General features: G+C 57.3%; 12 protein-coding genes. 10 read left to right on the top strand and 2 right to left on the bottom strand.

Features of this window, described 5'->3' with window-relative positions; genetic code table 11:
- Window positions 1–30: 30 nt before the first annotated feature.
- The 5 genes from N5W20_RS05800 (at window position 31) to N5W20_RS05780 (ending at window position 6,018) form a co-directional block, all read left to right on the top strand.
- Window positions 31–2,247 carry a DNA polymerase III subunit gamma/tau gene (locus N5W20_RS05800; protein ID WP_319806226.1) on the top strand — a complete coding sequence of 739 codons (2,217 nt, stop codon included), beginning with the start codon at window positions 31–33 and terminating at the stop codon, window positions 2,245–2,247.
- 12 nt (window positions 2,248–2,259) lie between these two features.
- Window positions 2,260–2,583 carry a YbaB/EbfC family nucleoid-associated protein gene (locus tag N5W20_RS05795; protein ID WP_319806225.1) on the top strand — a complete coding sequence of 108 codons (324 nt, stop codon included), beginning with the start codon at window positions 2,260–2,262 and terminating at the stop codon, window positions 2,581–2,583.
- Between the two features lies 1 nt (window position 2,584).
- Window positions 2,585–3,208 (top strand): recombination mediator RecR, encoded by a 624-nt coding sequence (gene recR / locus N5W20_RS05790; RefSeq protein ID WP_319806224.1) that lies wholly within the window; start codon window positions 2,585–2,587, stop codon window positions 3,206–3,208.
- Window positions 3,209–3,321: 113 nt separating this feature from the next.
- Window positions 3,322–4,071, top strand: coding sequence for an SDR family oxidoreductase (locus tag N5W20_RS05785; protein WP_319806223.1), 750 nt, complete (start codon window positions 3,322–3,324; stop codon window positions 4,069–4,071).
- Between the two features lie 39 nt (window positions 4,072–4,110).
- Window positions 4,111–6,018, top strand: coding sequence for a glycosyltransferase family 2 protein (locus tag N5W20_RS05780; RefSeq protein ID WP_319806222.1), 1,908 nt, complete (start codon window positions 4,111–4,113; stop codon window positions 6,016–6,018).
- On the opposite strand, the gene N5W20_RS05775 is transcribed toward N5W20_RS05780, so the two are convergent.
- Window positions 6,012–6,368, bottom strand: coding sequence for a hypothetical protein (locus N5W20_RS05775; protein ID WP_319806221.1), 357 nt, complete (start codon window positions 6,366–6,368; stop codon window positions 6,012–6,014). The genes N5W20_RS05780 and N5W20_RS05775 overlap by 7 nt on opposite strands.
- 268 nt (window positions 6,369–6,636) lie before the next feature.
- Window positions 6,637–6,963, bottom strand: a complete 327-nt coding sequence (locus tag N5W20_RS05770) for a TIGR02300 family protein (RefSeq protein WP_319806220.1) — start codon at window positions 6,961–6,963, stop codon at window positions 6,637–6,639.
- A 268-nt stretch (window positions 6,964–7,231) separates the two neighbouring features.
- Between N5W20_RS05770 and aroA the strand changes: the two genes are divergently transcribed.
- The 5 genes from aroA (at window position 7,232) to N5W20_RS05745 (ending at window position 18,295) form a co-directional block, all read left to right on the top strand.
- Window positions 7,232–8,590 (top strand): 3-phosphoshikimate 1-carboxyvinyltransferase, encoded by a 1,359-nt coding sequence (gene aroA / locus N5W20_RS05765; RefSeq protein WP_319806219.1) that lies wholly within the window; start codon window positions 7,232–7,234, stop codon window positions 8,588–8,590.
- Complete coding sequence (cmk, locus tag N5W20_RS05760) at window positions 8,587–9,234, top strand: (d)CMP kinase (RefSeq protein WP_319806218.1); 648 nt, start codon at window positions 8,587–8,589, stop codon at window positions 9,232–9,234. Before aroA ends, cmk begins: the two co-directional genes overlap by 4 nt.
- A 182-nt stretch (window positions 9,235–9,416) precedes the next feature.
- Window positions 9,417–11,144, top strand: a complete 1,728-nt coding sequence (gene rpsA, locus N5W20_RS05755; protein WP_319806217.1) for a 30S ribosomal protein S1 — start codon at window positions 9,417–9,419, stop codon at window positions 11,142–11,144.
- Window positions 11,145–11,954: 810 nt separating this feature from the next.
- The gene (locus tag N5W20_RS05750; RefSeq protein WP_319806216.1) at window positions 11,955–15,320 is read left to right on the top strand and encodes a glycosyltransferase family protein; all 3,366 of its coding nucleotides are present in this window, start codon (window positions 11,955–11,957) and stop codon (window positions 15,318–15,320) included.
- Window positions 15,317–18,295 carry a glycosyltransferase gene (locus N5W20_RS05745; RefSeq protein ID WP_319807845.1) on the top strand — a complete coding sequence of 993 codons (2,979 nt, stop codon included), beginning with the start codon at window positions 15,317–15,319 and terminating at the stop codon, window positions 18,293–18,295. Before N5W20_RS05750 ends, N5W20_RS05745 begins: the two co-directional genes overlap by 4 nt.
- Window positions 18,296–18,308: the final 13 nt, after the last annotated feature.

The raw sequence follows: 18,308 nt of genomic DNA, 5'->3' as shown, positions 1-18,308 counted from the left end.
TTCCCGAAATTTTGGTCTATAAGTGATCGCATGAGTGATCACGAATCGCATCCCGACGACGACGCCCTGCCCCTCCCTCCTGCGGCGGGGGATCACCTTTTCGGCGCGCCGGATGCCGCGCCGCAAAACAGCCAGGCCGCGCCTTATCGCGTCCTGGCGCGGAAATACCGCCCCCAATCCTTTGATGATCTGATTGGTCAGGAAAGCACGATCCGCATTCTGCGGCGGGCTTTCGCCCTTAAACGCGTTGCACATGCTTTCATGCTGACAGGGGTTCGTGGTGTCGGCAAAACGACGACAGCGCGCATCATCGCCCGCGCCCTCAACTGTATCGGGCCTGATGGTAACGGGGAGGCGACGGCTGAGCCTTGCGGCGTCTGCGCAAACTGCACCGCGATCCTGGCTGACCGTCATCCCGACGTGCTGGAGATGGATGCGGCCTCCCGCACCGGGGTCGATGACGTCCGGGAAATTATTGAGCAGACGCGTTTCCGCCCGATTCAGGGGCGCATGAAGGTCTTCATCATTGATGAGGTCCATATGTTGTCCCGCAATGCATTCAACGCCTTGCTCAAAACGCTTGAAGAACCGCCGGAGCGCGTCACATTTATTTTCGCCACCACGGAGTTGCGGAAAGTCCCCGTCACGGTGCTGTCACGCTGTCAGCGTTTTGACCTGAGGCGCGTGCCGAGTCAGATGCTTGTGGCACATTTCGATTCGATTGCACATAAAGAGGGGGTCGCTTTTTCCCCTGAGGCGCTTGGTCTTATCGCGCGGGCGAGCGACGGCTCGGTGCGAGACGGGCTGTCACTTCTTGACCAGGCGATTGCGCGCGGGGCGGAGGAGGGTGCCGACCGAATTGAGGAAAATGTCGTCAGCGCCATGCTCGGATTATCCGATCGGGAGACGGTTTATGACCTCTTTGAGGCCCTCATCAAAGGGGATGTGGCGCGCGTCCTGAGCGTGACAGACAATGCCTATGCGCTGGGCGTGGAACTGGGCGGTCTGCTCGGTGAACTGCTTGAGCTCGTCCATTTCATCTCTCGCCTGAAAGCAGTGCCCTCTCTCGGAAAGCGCCCTGACCTGACAGAGGTTGAGCGCAGCCGCGGCGTCGCCTTTTCGCAGGATCTCTCTATGGCGGTTCTGGGGCGGGCCTGGCAGATTCTGGTCAATGGTTTGAAAGAGCTGGAAATCGCGCCCGACCGCCGCGGGGCGGTGGAGATGATCCTCCTGCGACTTTGTTACGCCAATTCCCTTCCCACCCCGGATGATCTGATCCGTCAGACGCGGGGGACGCGCGCGCCGCGAGATGCGGAACCGACAACGCCTGTGCGCGACCCATCAGATGTGACGCCCACCGCCCTCAGTGCCGGGCCTGCCGAAGGCGCGGCCATTGCGGGTCATGACAGGGTGCGCCCCGTCGCGCATCGAGACCTCCATCTCGTCGCGGATAATACGCGTCCCGCGCCGGCTGCCGCATCGGCGCTACATAACGAGGCGGCACCCGCCGCACATTCTGCGCGCCCGCCGCACCCGATCGAGGAAGACACGGCTATGGTGAGCGCCGCCCCGTCCGAGGGGCCGCTGCCCGAGGCGGTCATGACAGGCACGGATGGCGCGCTTCAACATCCCGTTCACGTGACGCGCCCGGAGACCACACCGCCCCTGCCACACGTCGCCGCGTCCGAGATCGCGGAACCTGCCATGGACGCGTCGCTGGAGATAATGCCGGACGTCTCGGCCGTGCCGCCCATCCGCTCATGGCGTGAGATGGTCGCCTACGTCAAATGGTCGTCCAAGCCGCTTCTGCACGGGCTGTTGCGCCATGCCGCGCATTGTGTGCGGTTCGAGCCGCCTGAAATCGCGATCCGTCTACAAAGCGGTGTTGATCCACGCAGCCTGGCGCGGCTTCAGGCCGTGCTGAATATGCATTACCCGGATCGCTTCATCATTATGGCCTCCCATGAAGAGGGCGCGCCGACTTTGGATGAGCAGGGCGCGCAGGTGACGGAATCCCACCGGCAATCCATGCAGGAAGATCCCCTCGTCCAGGCGATCATCACGCATTTCCCCGGCGCGCATCTTGGCCTGCCGCGGGACCTATCCCTTGATGATTATGGCCTGCCGCCTGAAAATCTGGATGAGGTTCCGCCGTCTGCTTTCCCCGAGGAGGGGCCTGATGCTGAAGGGTTGGAGACGGAATTGCCGGAAGACGATATAAGTCAGCCCGGCTATCGCTATCACTGAGGACTTATCTACATGAAAAATCTCGCTGGCCTGATGAAACAGGCTTCCCAGATGCAAGCCAAAATGGAGGAATTGCAGACGCGGCTCGACGCTCTGATGATTGAGGGTGAAGCGGGCGCGGGTCTCGTCAAAATCACCTTGAATGGCAAAGGCGACATGAAAAAGCTGGTCATCGACCCGAAATTACTGACGCCGACTGATGCCGAAATGGTGCAGGATCTCATCCTGGCGGCTTTCAGCAATGCGCGCAGCAAGGTTGAAGCGGCCAGCTCGGAGGAAATGCGGCGTCTGACCGGGGGGATTGATCTGCCTGCCGGCTTTAAACTGCCTTTCTGACTTGGCCTGGCACCGCACAGGCGGGGTTGAGCTTGAGCGGCTCATCCAGCTTCTCTCCCGATTGCCGGGGCTGGGGCCGCGCTCTGCCCGACGTGCGGCGCTGTCCTTGCTGGCAGAGCCTGAGCGCCGCCTCGTGCCCCTCGCGCAGGCCATGCAGGATGCCGCCGCCCGCATCCAGAATTGTGAAATCTGCGGTACGTTGGATGTCACAAACCCGTGCATGGTCTGCACAGATCCGGATCGGGATCACAGCGTGATCTGCGTTGTGGAACATGTCAGTGACCTCTGGGCGCTTGAACGTGCCACGGTTCATCGCGGCGTTTATCAGGTTCTTGGCGGGACATTATCGGCCTTGCTGGGTAAAGGCCCGGAAGAGCTGAATACGCAATCCCTGTTCCGACGCATCGAATCCGGTGATGTATCGGAGGTTATTCTTGCTCTGGGCGCCACGGTTGATGGTGCCGCGACCTCCCATTGGCTCGAAGACCGCCTTGCCCGATACGATGTCACTGTGACACGCGTCGGGCGCGGTGTGCCTATGGGCGGCACACTTGACGGGTTGGATGACGGCACATTGGTCGCGGCGCTGATGGCGCGGCGCCCCGTCGCGCGTGATGGTGGCTGAAAAAGAGGTGCGAAAGCCCGGTGAAGGATTGAAGCTGCCAACGATCCGATCACACCCCGCACGCTGAAAAAACGAAGATCTGTAAACGACACGGCATTTAACAGAGGCTGATCATGCAATTGAGCATTCCGGATACCATCCCGCGCGTCGCGCTTGTTACGGGCGGCGCGAAACGCATCGGGCGTGCATTGGTCACGGCGCTTGCGGCGGAGGGGTTCAAAATTGCGATTCATTGCCACCAAAGCGCTGCTGAGGCGGAAAAGCTTCTGGAGGAAATCCAGCATCAGGGTTGCGTCCTGACCGCCGACCTCGCTGATGAATCGGCCGTTTCCGGGCTGATTAATGCCGCTTCGGCGCAGTTAGGTCCCGTTGGTATCCTCGTCAATAATGCCTCGATTTTTGAGCGCGATGCGTGGGACACTGTGACAGAGGAAAGCTGGCAGCGTCATCAGGGGATCAATCTCCGCGCGCCCTTCATGCTGTCCCAGGCATTTGCGCGGGCGCTTCCATCCTCGGCGGAGGGGGTGATTCTTAATTTATTGGATGAGCGGGTCTGGAAATTGACGCCGCATTACACCAGCTATACGGTTTCGAAGTCCGCATTATGGACTCTGACGCAGACATTGGCCCTGGCTTTGGCGCCGCGCATCCGCGTGAATGCGATCGGGCCGGGCCCGGTTCTGCCAGCGCAGGGCCAGAGTGACGCGGAATTTCAGCGGATGTGTCAGGCCACGCCGCTTCAGCACGGTGCAACGCCGGAGGAAGTCGCCCAGACGGCGATGGCTCTGGCTGCCATGCGCGCCGTAACGGGCCAGATGGTGGCCCCCGATGGCGGGCAGCATCTCGCCTGGCGAACAGATTGAGACCGGTTTTACAGCGGGATAGAGAAGACGAGACGGCGGATGACATCAGATCAGGAAAACGGTTTCATGCCGCCGCCTCATATCGACTTGCGCTCTCTTAAGACGGAAGCTGGCACTTATGTTTTCATCTGTCCTGAAACAGATGAATTGGGGCATGTCGACCCGTCAGAACCACAATATCGCGCAACGGCCCTCATCACCTTTCCCGAAATTGAAGGTTTTGGCATACTGTCCCGCGTTAAGCTTCTGCGACGCCCGCCCGGGCAAGCGATGCTGCGCAACACATTGCGGCATAATTTCCTACCGGTCCGTTTAGAGGGGGCGGGCGCTGAGGATCAAGTTTTCCTCAAACATGCGCTTTCCGGTGATTTTTTCATCCCGATCCTTGATGGCGAAACCGAGCTTCTCTCGCGTCGGCGTTACATGGCCGAGGCGCATGCGCCGCTCCGGTGGGAAAATTTTCAAGGCGCTTTGCCGGAAGATTTCCGGGAGATGGTCGCGCGATGGCGTGATCTCGCTGCGGCACGTCACAATGCGGCGGCATTTCTGGATGTTCTTGCGGGTTTTCCGCAGGATTTCATGCATGATTGCCTCGATATCGCGCTTTTGATGATTGCTGATGATGCGCGGGCGACATTCCTGTCATTTTTTCTGTTTGATGAGGCGCATTTATCGTCCCCTCAGCAGGCGACATGCCTGGCGCTGCTTGATCGCCTGCCTTCCGCGGGTTGGCTGAAACAAGCGATTTCAAGCCTTGCGCAATGGCAGGCGGATCGTGATCTGCCCATGCCGCGACGCTCAGACGCCGCATATGATTTCATGGGACGCGAAACAAGTTGGCGCGATAATGCGCGCGATACGGTGGGTGTCGCCCTCCTTTCCGCTTTGCGGGAGAATATCACGCCGCGCCATAAACTGGCGGCCCTGACCAGCGCCCGGGATGAGGGCGTGTATCTTCTGGAATGGATTGCGTTCCACCGTACAATCGGCGTCGAGAAGATTTTCATTTACACCAATAATCTGACGGATGGCTCAGATGTGCTGTTGCAACGGCTGCATGATGCCGGGATCGTCCATTGGGTTGATAATACGGGTGAGGGGTGCGCGGGCGTCGATAACCAGTTGAAAGCTTTCGCGCATGCCTACACGATGATGCCGGCATTGCTGGATTATGAATGGTGCCTGACGGTCGATCTGGATGAATGGTTCGTGCCTTCAGAGGCGTTTGGCCATAAATTGCCGCCTCTTCTGGCGCAGGAGGCGCTTCAGGATGCCGATGCTGTCGTGGCGACATGGCGCGTCAATGGGCCTGACCATCGGCTTCACTGGACGGAGCAATTAAGCTGTGAGCGCTTTGTGGCGCTTGAACCGCATCCCCTGGTCAAATCAGTCCATCGTCCCCGGCGCTTTCAACGGTGCTCCCATCACGTGCCGGTTGCTCCGCAGAGGCGGTGTTTCAAGACGGTTGATGGCGCGCCGCATGCCATCAACACCCATTCAGTTTATGAAACCAGTTTCTACCATCAGCCGACAGTGAAGGCGGAGGTTCATCATTTCATTCTGCGCTCCTTCGAGGAATTTGTCTGGCGATATGCGCGGGGTGAAAATGATGGCAATGCCGTTCTGCCTGTCAAACGCTTCCGCTACAATAATCACGGTATTTTTGAGCTTTTCCTCACGAGGTTCCGTCTCAGCGGATCGCACCTCTCTCCGGTTATTGCGGCGCGGTGTCATGAGGAGATCAATGGTTTAATGGCGATCCCCGGTGTGCGTGACGCCTATCAGGATGTGGTGCGTCATTTCGGCCAGACAGTCTCCCTTTATGTCGAACAGAGTCTTGAGGCCGTGCGTCAGGACGGGAATGTCAGCGCGGAGATACGCGCGGAATGGACCCAACTCGTCGAAGCCTGGCAGAAAGCCGATGCCCCTGTCGCGTGCGTTCAATGAGGTCCGTTCACTTGGGCATCGTCGGTGCGGGTTGCTCCTGTGAGGCGTCGATTATTCTCCGTGTAATTTTCCAGCACGAAGGCGAAGGGCACGTGATCGAGTCCCCTCAGCAATAAAGCACGCTGCTGAAAAATAAAGCCGGGAGGCAGAGCCGGTGCGAATCCGTGTTCAACCTGACGCGTAAAGGCAAGATTTTTGACCGCCAGCCCGAAAGGGGTCTCGGACGTGTCGAGCATCTTATTCATCTCCGCGGTCAGGCGGGATGGCACATACCAATTCCAGGCATTAGAAAGTTCAATCCCGCCGCATCTTATGCTGACATGGCGCAATTTGAGCGCGTCCAGGCGCATTACCTTGAGGCGATCCTTGATAGCCAGGATATGAGGCGGAGAGGCAGTGTCAAGGGCGACGCTGCGCAATGTCTGGCCGGGGGCCAGGCGCGCGCACTCCGCTTTAAGGATAACGGATGCGCTTCGTCCGCGCGCAAGCTGACCAGCCAGGTCAGAAGCCGCAAGGGACTGCGCTGAAACCGGTACCGAAAAGAAAAGCCCGGAAAAGAGAAAAACAGGCCCCCGGCAGGAAAAATTCCACCAGGAACCAGCCTGTTTCCGTACGGGCCTAATTTTCGTGGTCGTCAGAATCCGTATTGACCTCGATTTCCGCGCCGAGATCGTCATCATCATCATCCAGATCGGCAGCATCCTCAATGACGTCATCTTCGTCTTCATCCGTATCCAGATCGACGTCAATATCTTCGCTACGATCATCCTCCGCGACGCGTTTAACCTGATCTACCGGGGCTTCATCGACGCGCTTGGGACGCGGCATATCTGTCGGCTGCTCCACACCACATTTGGGGCAGACCGCAGGACTGCGTGTCAGATCGTAGAATTTTGCACCGCAGGAAACGCATACGCGTTTCAGACCCAGTTCCGGTTTCGCCATGGTTACGCCTATTGATCCTGATCTCGGGATTTGGACATGCGACAGACGCCGCTTCAAACGCGGCCATGCCAGCTTATGCGGGTTCTGTCAAATACGTTTGCCCCGCCGCCATGCGCATCTTTTGCACAAAAACCCGCCTGATTAAGGGTGGTCAAGCCTTGCAGCGCGATGCAGAAAAATCCCCTGCTGCCTGTCGCTGATGGCGATTGCGGCGGGTGTTGCGCCATTTCAAGTTGACATCACCGCATCGGAGCGGGATGAAGCGGGAATGTCTGACCGAGCGGAGAATAATGCAATGTCTGCCCAAGTGGCTCCTCTGCGTGTCCAGCGCGCCCCTGCCCCTTTGCGCGGCGACGTGGTGGTGCCGGGTGATAAATCCATCAGCCACCGCGCTCTGATGCTCGCCGCCATGGCTGAAGGCCGGTCGGAAATTTCAGGATTGCTGGAGGGGGAAGACGTTTTACGCACGGCATCCGCCATGCGCGCCCTCGGGGCGGAGATCAGACAGGATGGCGCGCGTTGGATCGTCCAGGGCCATGGCGCACAAGGTTTGCGAGAGCCTGACGATGTGCTCGATATGGGCAATTCCGGCACGGCGGCCCGCTTGATGGCGGGGATACTCTCAACGCAGCCCTTCAATAGTTTCATGACGGGTGATGCCAGCCTGCGCGCGCGCCCGATGAAGCGCGTTACGGACCCACTCCAGAAAAACGGGGCGTGTTTCGTGACGCGGCAAGGGGGGCGTCTCCCGATGGCGGTGGTCGGCACAGCGCAGGGAACGCCCATCCATTACCGGCTGCCCGTGGCGTCTGCTCAGGTTAAATCCGCCATTCTCCTTGCCGGTCTCAATGCGCAGGGTGAAACCCGCATTGATGAACCGACCCCAACGCGTAATCACACTGAAAATATGCTGCGTTATTTCGGTGTCGATGTCACCGTCAGGGAAACGGAATCCGGCGGGCGGCTCATCAGTTTGACGGGTCCGGCCCGTCTCCATGCGCAAAATGTCATTGTCCCTGGTGATCCGTCATCAGCGGCCTTTCCCATTGTTGCGGCCTTGTTGATTCCGGGTTCGGACCTTCTGATCCGGAATGTCGGGCTCAACCCCCTGCGGACGGGCCTTTTCAAGAGTTTGCAGGAAATGGGCGCGCAACTCTCGATTGAGGATGTCCGCCGGGAAGGGGGTGAGCGCGTCGGTGATTTGCGGGTCAAGGCTTCCACCCTCAAGGCGGTCGACGTGCCTGCAAAGCGGGCGCCATCCATGATTGATGAATATCCCATTCTTTCCGTCGCCTGTGCTTTCGCCGAGGGTACGTCCCGCCTACGGGGACTGGGTGAATTGCGCGTCAAGGAGAGTGACCGCCTTAATGCCACGCTCGCGCTGCTGAAGGCGAACCATGTAACCGCGCGCATCGACGGCGATGACCTTGTCATTGAGGGGCGTCCGGATGGTAACGGCCTTGGTGGCGGGCGGGTGGAGACATTGATGGACCATCGTCTGGCGATGAGCGCCATTATTTTCGGCCTCGCCGCGCCCAACCCGATTGATGTCGATGATACGGGCTTTATCAATACGAGCTTTCCCGGTTTTATTGATCTCATGAATGAGAGAGGCGCCGGACTTTGAAAGCCCTCATCATCGCCATTGACGGGCCCGCTGCCGCAGGGAAGGGCACTTTGGCCGTCGCGCTGGCGCAGCATCTTGGCCTGCCGCATCTCGATACCGGTCTTCTCTACCGGGCGGTCGGGCGCCTCATGCTGCTGGAAGGGCGGGATTGCGAAGGTGACGATGCCAGCGATGTCGCGGCCCGCCTCCAGCCATCTGACCTCAAACGCGATGATCTGCGCCTGCCAGAGGTGGATCGCGCAGCGAGCCTCGTGGCGGCGCAACCTGCCGTGCGCGCCGCGTTGCTGCAACGCCAGAGGGATTTTGCCGCCGCACATGGGGCTGTCATGGATGGGCGGGATATTGGCACGGCTGTTTTTCCCGATGCGGATATAAAATTATTCGTCACCGCTTCAGCACATGCGCGCGCCGTGCGCCGCTATCAGCAATATCATGGCCATGACCCGAGCGCGGCCGAGATAAGCCAATTGAAGGCGGAAATTGAAGCGCGTGACCATATCGACTCCGCGCGCAGCGTCTCGCCTTTAAAGCGGGCTGAAGATGCGATCCTGATTGAAACGGATGATCTGACGCCGGATCAGGTTCTGGCGCGCGCTTTGGATATCGTGGCCCGCCACCCAAAGATGACGGCAGAAAACCGCTGAATTTCGCGTTTTATGTTGACATGGAAGGGTCAGAAGGCCCAGAACACCCCACGGCATGCGCCGCGCCCGTCTGCGGGTTTTTCATCCCTGGCTTATTTCAAAAAATAAGCACGTCGTGGGTCACAGGATCTGCGCAAACAACGTCCTGGCAGTAAACTTCCGGGGCAGGAAATTAATACCACATGGCTTCAGCCACTACTCTTGAATCGGGCAAAAACAAAGCCCAGACCCAAGGCAATGAGGATTTCGCCGCTCTCCTTGAAGAAACTCTCGGCTCGGATAGCGGGTTCGAAGGGTCCGTCGTTACGGGGCAGGTCATTCGCCTGAATGACGAGTTCGCCATCGTTGATGTCGGTCTGAAAAGTGAAGGGCGCGTTGCGCTTAAGGAATTCGCCCCCCCAGGTGTGGCCGCGGATGTCAAGCCTGGCGACGTGATTGAGCTCTATGTCGAGCGTTACGAGGATCGAGACGGCCTGATCGTTCTCTCCCGTGAGAAAGCCCGCCGTGAAGAGGCGTGGACCTCGCTCGAGCGCGCCTTCGCCAATAATCAGCGCGTCAATGGCACAATTTACGGGCGCGTCAAAGGCGGCTTCACTGTGGATCTCGGTGGTGCGATGGCCTTCCTGCCGGGCAGCCAGGTCGATATCCGCCCCGTGCGGGATGTCGGGCCCCTGATGGGTCAGCCCCAGCCTTTCCAGATCCTGAAAATGGACCGTGCACGCGGTAACATCGTTGTTTCCCGCCGTGCCGTGCTGGAAGAAACCCGTGCCGAGCAGCGCTCCGAACTGATTCAGGGCCTGAAGGAAGGCATGATCCTTGACGGTGTCGTCAAGAATATCACGGATTACGGCGCTTTCGTTGATCTTGGCGGCGTCGATGGGCTTCTGCATGTCACGGACATTGCCTGGAAGCGCATCAACCATCCCGCGGAAGCTCTACAGATCGGCCAGCCCGTGCGCGTGCAGGTTATCCGTTTCAACTCAGATACGCAGCGCATTTCCCTTGGTATGAAGCAGCTTGAAGCGGACCCGTGGGAAAATATCGCCATTAAATATCCGCCGGGCGCGCGTTATACGGGCCGTGTCACCAACATCACCGATTACGGTGCGTTTGTTGAGCTGGAAGCGGGTGTTGAAGGTCTCGTCCACGTTTCCGAAATGTCCTGGACCAAGAAAAACGTCCATCCGGGCAAACTTGTCTCCACATCGCAGGAAGTCGATGTCGTCGTCCTTGACGTGGATAGCGGCAAGCGTCGTATCTCCCTCGGCCTGAAGCAGGTGCAGCGTAATCCGTGGGAGCAGTTCGCTGAGGAGCACAAGGTCGGGTCCGTCATTGAGGGTGAAATCCGGAATATTACGGAGTTTGGTCTCTTCGTCGGGCTGTCCGCGGATATTGACGGCATGGTGCACATGTCCGACCTCTCCTGGGATGAGGCCGGCGAGGTCGCTATGGCGAAATATGAGAAAGGCCAGGTCGTTCAGGCCAAGGTGCTGGATGTCGATGCGGAGAAAGAGCGTATCTCCCTCGGTATCAAGCAGCTGCATGATGACCCGGCTGCGGACACATTGTCCCGCGTGCACAAGGGTGATGTCGTGACGTGCGTTGTGACCGCCATTCAGAGCAACGGGATCGAAGTCAAGGTCGATGACGTTCTCAGCGGCTTCATCCGCCGGGCGGAACTTGCGCGTGACAAGGCGGAGCAACGCCCCGAGCGCTTCGCTGTCGGTGAAAAAGTCGATGCGAAAATTGTCTCTGTCGATAAGGCAGCACGTAAGCTGGCGCTGACAATCCGCGGCCGTGAGGTCGAGGAGGATAAGCAGGCGATCAACGAATATGGTTCATCCGATAGTGGTGCCTCTTTGGGCGACATTCTCGGTGCGGCCATTCGTCGCCGGAGCACAGAGTCCTAAGCGTCTCGAAACTCAAAGAAAGGCCATCCTTCGGGGTGGCCTTTTTTTTGTGCCGGTCGAGATGGGTCGGCCCCCGGTTCTGCGCGCGGCGCATCATATTCCGTCAGCCACGTCCCTGGCGGGATATGATGCGGAGACTTGTCTCGATTGACCGCCTCGACGTTTTTTACTTCAAGCACTCATGACCATGCATCTCAAGCATCAGGCCCCCCGCGCGGGTGAATACTTCCGGACATGCTTTCTTGACCTTAAAATCTCGTCGAGCGCCACGTGTCGCAATGCGATGACGCGCGAATCACTTTTCCGATCTGGAACACAATCTCGCGAACGCGGCCTTAAGGCTTATATGAATTAGAAAAAAACTTATTTAATAATTGGGAAAAGAAAAGACGTTACAATGACTTCGTAAGAAAATTTAATAGCTGAAATCGTCATAAGATGCGCCAATAACGAAAATTGGACGTCTTGCCCGCGCCTTGCAATTCCTGGAGTAAATTTGGATGGCCGTGCCTAATGTTGAGGAATTTTTTTTTCACATCCGGCACATGCCGTTTTACTTCTATGAAAGAAAAATGGCGCGCACGCTGGGCTGCAAGATGTTCAATATCCTGCGACGCCGGGCGAACGCCCAATAAGGGGAGAAGAACGGTCGGAGACCGACTTAAAAAACGTATTTTTAGAGTTGGATTTTTCCCCGATGTGGTTAATAAACTCTTTTTGAAAATTGATGGACGAGTTTCACTGCGTCGAGCGGCTCGCGCGACTTCGCCAGGAAGTTCGGATATTGCAGTATGCGGTTGTGAGGCATGAATGACGGTAATCTACAACACGAATTTTACGCATAATCCCAATTCCTACTTGACGCTTTGCGTCGAGCGCGCCGCGCAGGCGGTTTTTGGGCATGGCAATGTGGTTGTGGCGGATAATATGTCGCTCGCCGAAATTGCAGCTTCGGGTGAGCACGACACGCTGATCTGCCTCGACGCGCAAAGGCTTAACCTGCCGTTGATCCGTCGCGTCCGCGCCGCATTCAAGACGCTTATTCTCTGGACATTTGAAGATCCGTTCATGCTTGACTTCAATGTCAATAATGCAGCGATTTTTGACTATGTCTTCACAAATGATCCGTCCTGCGCCGCAAGTTATCGAGAGAAGGGGCATTATCTTCCACTGGCCGCGAGTGCCTCAATTCATGAGCGCCCCATCAAATCGGCCAAAGCCCTTGATTATGACATTTGTTTTGCGGGGACGATGTGGCCCAACCGGGTCAAGACGTTGCAAATGATCGTGGCGGCTTTTCCGGAAGCGCGCATGAAGCTGATCTGCCCGGGCAACCCATATTTGCCGCCATTGCCTGCCGACCTTGCGGCGCTGGCCATTCAGCGCCCGGTAAGTCATGAATCTTTCATCGATTTCGCCAATGCGAGTGCGGTGACTCTGACAATGTTCCGTGATTATGCCAGCCATGGTGATGTCAGCCAGGCCACAGCGCCAGGACCGCGTTTCTATGAGCTGGGTCTCGCTGGCACCGCGCAGGTGATCGAGGCGCCGGATGCCATGGACATGCAGTATTTCTCGGATGTTGAGGGTGTATCCGTCGTGCGGGATGCGCATGGCATGGTGAACGCCGTTCATGACCTGCTTGAAAATGAGACACGCCGCCAGCGTGCTGCGCGGGCAGCGCAGGAGAGCGTCCTCTCCGCCCATCTTTATGAGCATCGACTGAAGAAAATCGCTGACATCACGGGTGCGAATTTCAAACGTCATGTGGCGCCGACGGAAATCAGCCCGCGTCGTGGCAAGATGCGGGTGTTGATGTGCACCCACTCCACGATTTTCGAGAAGGATTGGGGCGGGGTCGAGGTTTATCAACAGACCTTATGCGCCTCTCTCGGTCGTGAGATCGAATTTTTCTACTGGTTGCGGCGCGGTACTGTGTGTCGTCTCACAACGGCCAATGGCCGGGAACTTGAGCAGCACGATGTCGAGGAAATCGGCTGGACCGACGCCCTGTGCGATGCCGCGGAGGAACGTGCTTTTTCTCAGGTGATCGGGCGTCACAATATCGATATCGTGCATATCCAGCATCTGGGCCATCATGCGCTCTCTCTGCCCATCATCGCGAAAGCCTGCGGGGCGGGCGTCGTCTTCTCAGCGCATGATTTCTGGCTGATTTCCTCCCGCTATAATCTTCTGAATCAGGATCTCCGTTTCGATGAGGGTCAGGTTCGATCTGTCTTGGCCTCTGACATTATCCATAAAATCACGGATAATGTCGCTTATGGTGGTGACCAGACGCGGCGCGCCTTTATCGGCATGATGTTGCGCAGTGTGGACGCGATACTTTTCGGTACTGTTTATTCCCGCAATCTCACCCATGAGATTTATCCTGTTCTGGATGATAAGCGCAGCTGCGTTTACGGCGTGCCGTCCCCGGAAACAACGTTCCCCGTCACGCCGAAATCCTACGCGCCGCTTGAGGGGAGACCTCTTGGCGTGGCGATTATCGGTAATTTCCTGCGCACTAAAGGCGCGGACGCCATCATCAACCTGCTGGAAATCGCGCATCCGGAGCATTTCGAGTTTCATATTTTCGGGTATATCCACCCCGATTATGAAGCCGTTGTTCATGGTCTGAATCGTGACAACGTTAAATTCTACGGACGCTATAATGCGGGTGATATCAGTGCGCTCACCGTTGCTGATGTCGCGCTCAACCTCTCCATATGGCCGGAGACCTACTGCATCTCATTGTCCGAAGCATGGCAGAGCGGACTCATCCCCGTCGTGACAGATGTCGGCGCGCTGGGTGACCGTGTCGAGGACGGCGTTAATGGCTTTAAGGTGCCGATCGGTCGTCCCGACGTTGTGCTTGAGCGCCTCGAACTGCTTCGCTCCTCCGAATTTATGCGGAAGGAGATCATGCAGAACATCACCCCGGCATTATGGGTGACGGCTTCCGACTACGCCGATAAGATGCGCACACTTTATCATGACATCGCGCCCCACCGTGCCCTCGGCACGGCGGAGCTGCAGGTCGATGCGGGTCAGTTACATATCCTGCCGCATAAATCATGGCGTCACCAGGCGCCTCCACGCCATATTTTTGACCCGCCGACCCAGCATGACCTGATGATTGAACTGCCCGAACCTGTAACGGATTGGGTCGGAATCCAGGGTGCGGAATATTACATTGACGATGTCTGCCACCGCGTGCTGTCGCGTTCAGGGCTGGAAACCTTCCAGCCTGCGGATGAATTCCATATTCGCGGGTGGTATGTCCTGCCGGATTGCAACTCATCCGGTGCAATTTACACGGCATTGATCAGTCAGGATGATGACACGGTCATTTTCGTTTCCTGCTCACGCGAAGCACGTGGGGATGTGACGGCCTTCCTGCCAAATGCGCCTCTGCGTTCCGGTTTCTCGGGCAAGGCCGCCTTGCGTGGCAAATGGTGTGAGGGGTCGTTCCGGATCGGCCTTGTCAATATCGTTAATGGCGCGGCATCTTTCCTCCTGACGCCCATCATTATCGAAGTTGAGGGCGCGAGAGTGATCGGGCTGCGCAATCAAATCCCTGAAAATGAGGTCGTGCTCAACAGCTTTGACCGCGTGGCCGGGCGGGACGGTGTTCTGCGCGGTATCAAGCTGGATCGTCTGATGCAGCGCAAATGGTATTTTGAGTCGGCCGAATTCCTCTTCTTTATCGACACGTTTGCGGACTTGCTCGGGCAGGAGGGCGACGGGTCGGATAATCTGCCGAGTGCTCAGTTTTTCACGCGTGGGTGGGGCTTCATGCGTCGCTTTGATCGCGCGGGAGATATGTTCCTCGCTTTGATATCACGTGATGGCGCGCAGGTGATTTTCTTCGGGTTGCAGCGCGCGCCGCGCCTCGATGTGCAGAGTGTGTTCAATGAAGCGCCTCTCAGCGTTGGATTCCAGGGGCATATTGACCTTGAAGCGGGCTATCACTCCGATCTCACAGGGCTCTATGACGTTTGCCTCGTCAATACGATCGGCACATCATACGGCTTTAAAGCGATCGGAATTGAGCTTGAGCTGAAGGAAAACAAGTTGGTGCAGTCGCGATATAGAAGCCTGACGCCTGAGGATGATGCGCGATTTGAGGGCGCGATCCGTCAGCGGGTCGAGAAACAGGATGGCCGGACTTGGTGAGCTATTACGCCGCTTTCGGAGATCGCCTCCCCCTTTGGGCGGAGATTGATGAAGCGTGGTATTTTGAGCAAAAACCTGACCTGCGTGGGGAGATTCTTGCGCAAGGCTTTACGGACCTGAGTCATTATCATGAGGCTGTCGGCGCCGCCGCCGGCCTCTCCCCCAACCCTTATTTCGATGAGGGCTGGTATCGCGCAAAATATCCCGAGGTGCGCGAGGCCATCAAGGAGGGCGTGTTCTCCAGTGGGTTTGAGCATTATTGTCAGGAAGGGTTCCGCATCCGCTCTCCTCACTGGCTTTTCTCGGAAGAGCAATATCGCTGGAGCTATACGGGATATGACGATGCCTGGCTGGAGGCACATGGATATCCGAATGGGTATGCGCATTTTCTGAGCAACACAGTGTCGCTTACGCTGACGGGCAGTCCGTTTTTTGATCCGTTCGTCACGCGTGCCTGGTTCCAGTCGCAATCCTCACCTGATCAAGCCGGGCGGCATCCTTATCTCAATGCGCTCAACCCGTCGATCGGCACGGTGGGTGAGCCACGTTTATCCTGGTTTTTCGATCCGGACTGGTATCTGGCCAAATATCCGGAAGTGGCACAGGCGATTGCAGAAAAGCTTTTTCAATCAGCGCTTCATCATTATCTGACAAATGATACGCCCGAGCGTTTTGATCCCCTGCCGCAATTCAGTGAATCAGCCTATCGGGAGGCTTACCCGGATGTCGTGCCTGCTCTCCGTGGCGGTATATTCCGCAACGCTTATGAGCATTTTCTGCGTCATGGCGCCTATGAGGGGCGTCGACCCGATACGGAAACTGATCTCGGCCCCTGGATAGTGCGCTTCCGGCAACTCGGCCCGATGGCGGATCGGGAGGCGGATCACCCGTTCCGGCAATGGATGCGCGCGCAATTCGCCCCGGTGGGGGAGACGCATGGTGCAGTTGAGCTTGATGAGCGTGAGACGCGCATGCTTTTCCTTGAGGAGGCCGAGCAATGCGCTGATATTGCCTTAAGAGGGCGCCTTGATTTCACCTGCCATGGTGAGCCTGATATCTCGGTCATTCTTGTCATGCGCAATCAATTTGCGTTGACGATGCAGGCTTTGGCATCGTTACGCGCAAATTATGACGGCCCGATTGAGGTCATTATCGTCGATTCCGGGTCAAGCGATCTGTCCGGGCAGATTGAGAACCATGTTGACGGTCTGCACGTCATGCGGTTCCCCTATAATATCGGTTTCCTCCTCGGGGCCAATGAGGCTCTGCCGCGTGTCCGGTCCGCGTTCTGCCTGTATCTCAACAACGATATCAAGCTTTTCCCCAACGCTGTCGCCAATGCGCTTCATCGCCTGCAATCCTCCGAGGATATTGGTGCTGTCGGCGCGAAGATCATCCGGTCACATATGCGCCTTCAGGAGGCCGGGTCGATCATCTGGCGCGATGGGGCGAGTTACGGTTATCGCCGTCAGGATGATCCGAACATTGGCGAGGCCAATTTTGTTCGCGATGTTGATTATTGTTCCGCCGCATTTTTGATGGTGCGTACTGAAGATGCACGACAGCTAGGCGGTTTTGATCCGAAATTCGCGCCAGCCTACTTTGAGGACACGGATTTCTGCCTTCGTATGCTCAAATCCGGTAAAAGGATCGTCTATGATCCGTCCGTCGCGGTTGAACATATGGAGAGTGGAAGCTTCGGCCTGACCGACTCCCATGACTGGATCCAGATCAACCATCGCGTTTTCTTCAATCGTCACCGGCAGCTTTTACTCGCCAAACCGCCGCCACATGTCCGCAATGCGGTCTTGGGGCGTGAGCAGAAAAGGGGGCGGGAGACCGTCCTCGTCATTGAGGACCGCCTGCCCGTGCGGCGGCTGGGTTCCGGCTATGTGCGCTCCAATGAAGTCGTCCGGGCGATGAGTGCCCTGGGGTATCAGGTCAGCGTATTCCCCATGATGGACAAGGCGAATGACCCGGCGGATCTCGTCCATGATTTTCCCGATGATGTGGAGTTATTGACGGATTGGCATCTCGACCGCTTTACCTCCTTCATTGAAGAGCGTGCCGGTTATTACGATATTCTCTGGATCTGCAGGACACATAATCTCTCACGTCTGCTGCCGATCGTGACGGAGCATGGTCGTTACCTTCCGATGAAGCGCGTCATTCTCGATACGGAGGTGATCGACACGCCGCGCCGTTTTGAGAAAGCACGCATTCTCGGTGCCCCTAAAATCAAGGGATCCATGGCGGAATTGATCGGCGATGAATTGGCGAGCTCCCATTTCTGCCAGCAGATTGTCGCGGTCTCGGCCGATGAGGCCAAAATGGTGCGGGACGCGGGGTATGAGCATGTGTCAATCCTGGGACATGCGCTGGAACCGGACCCGACTCAACGTCCCTTCCAGGAGCGACATCATTTTCTCTTTGTCGGAGCGCTTTACGCGGAAGACACACCGAATTTCGACAGTCTGAAATGGCTTATTGAAGAGGTGTTTCCCCATCTTCATGCCATGATTGATGACCCGCCCCTCCTGACAATTGCAGGATATATGGACCCGGATCTCGATATCAAAGCATGGCGGGAATTACCCTATGTGCGCTGTGTCGGCCCTGTCCGGGATCTGAAGGCGCTTTATGACAGTCATCGCGTTTTCGTGGCGCCGACGCGATATGCCGGGGGTCTCCCCTACAAAGTGCATGAGGCGGCGTCATTCGGCATTCCGATTGTCGCGACGGACCTTCTGGCGCGGCAGGTCGGCTGGAAGAACGATGTCGCGCTCCTCAGCGCAATGGCGGGTGACCCGCGCGCCTTCGCCCGGCAGATGGTTTCACTTTATTATGACGCGGAAATCTGGCATCGCGTGCGTCTGGAGGCGCTCGCTGCCGTAACGAATGATTGCGACCCGAATGATTTCAAGGCGCGTGTGGAAGAAATTCTGACGCGAAGCCTTGCGATTTCTCAAATATAGCTTTGATAGAGGT

The sequence above is a fragment of the Candidatus Kirkpatrickella diaphorinae genome (genome assembly GCF_025736875.1).
Classification (GTDB): domain Bacteria; phylum Pseudomonadota; class Alphaproteobacteria; order Acetobacterales; family Acetobacteraceae; genus Sorlinia; species Sorlinia diaphorinae.
The sequence above is the reverse complement of the archived record's forward strand: the minus strand, read 5'-3'. Positions and strand labels throughout refer to the sequence as shown.

Bases quoted from the DNA above. Each gene is read 5' to 3' on its own strand.
- aroA (WP_319806219.1), top strand. From the start codon at position 7,232: ATGTCTGACCGAGCGGAGAATAATGCAATGTCTGCCCAAGTGGCTCCT.
- N5W20_RS05780 (WP_319806222.1), top strand. From the start codon at position 4,111: ATGACATCAGATCAGGAAAACGGTTTCATGCCGCCGCCTCATATCGAC.
- N5W20_RS05785 (WP_319806223.1), top strand. From the start codon at position 3,322: ATGCAATTGAGCATTCCGGATACCATCCCGCGCGTCGCGCTTGTTACG.
- N5W20_RS05800 (WP_319806226.1), top strand. From the start codon at position 31: ATGAGTGATCACGAATCGCATCCCGACGACGACGCCCTGCCCCTCCCT.
- rpsA (WP_319806217.1), top strand. From the start codon at position 9,417: ATGGCTTCAGCCACTACTCTTGAATCGGGCAAAAACAAAGCCCAGACC.
- N5W20_RS05750 (WP_319806216.1), top strand. From the start codon at position 11,955: ATGACGGTAATCTACAACACGAATTTTACGCATAATCCCAATTCCTAC.
- N5W20_RS05775 (WP_319806221.1), bottom strand. From the start codon at position 6,368: ATGCGCCTGGACGCGCTCAAATTGCGCCATGTCAGCATAAGATGCGGC.
- N5W20_RS05795 (WP_319806225.1), top strand. From the start codon at position 2,260: ATGAAAAATCTCGCTGGCCTGATGAAACAGGCTTCCCAGATGCAAGCC.
- N5W20_RS05770 (WP_319806220.1), bottom strand. From the start codon at position 6,963: ATGGCGAAACCGGAACTGGGTCTGAAACGCGTATGCGTTTCCTGCGGT.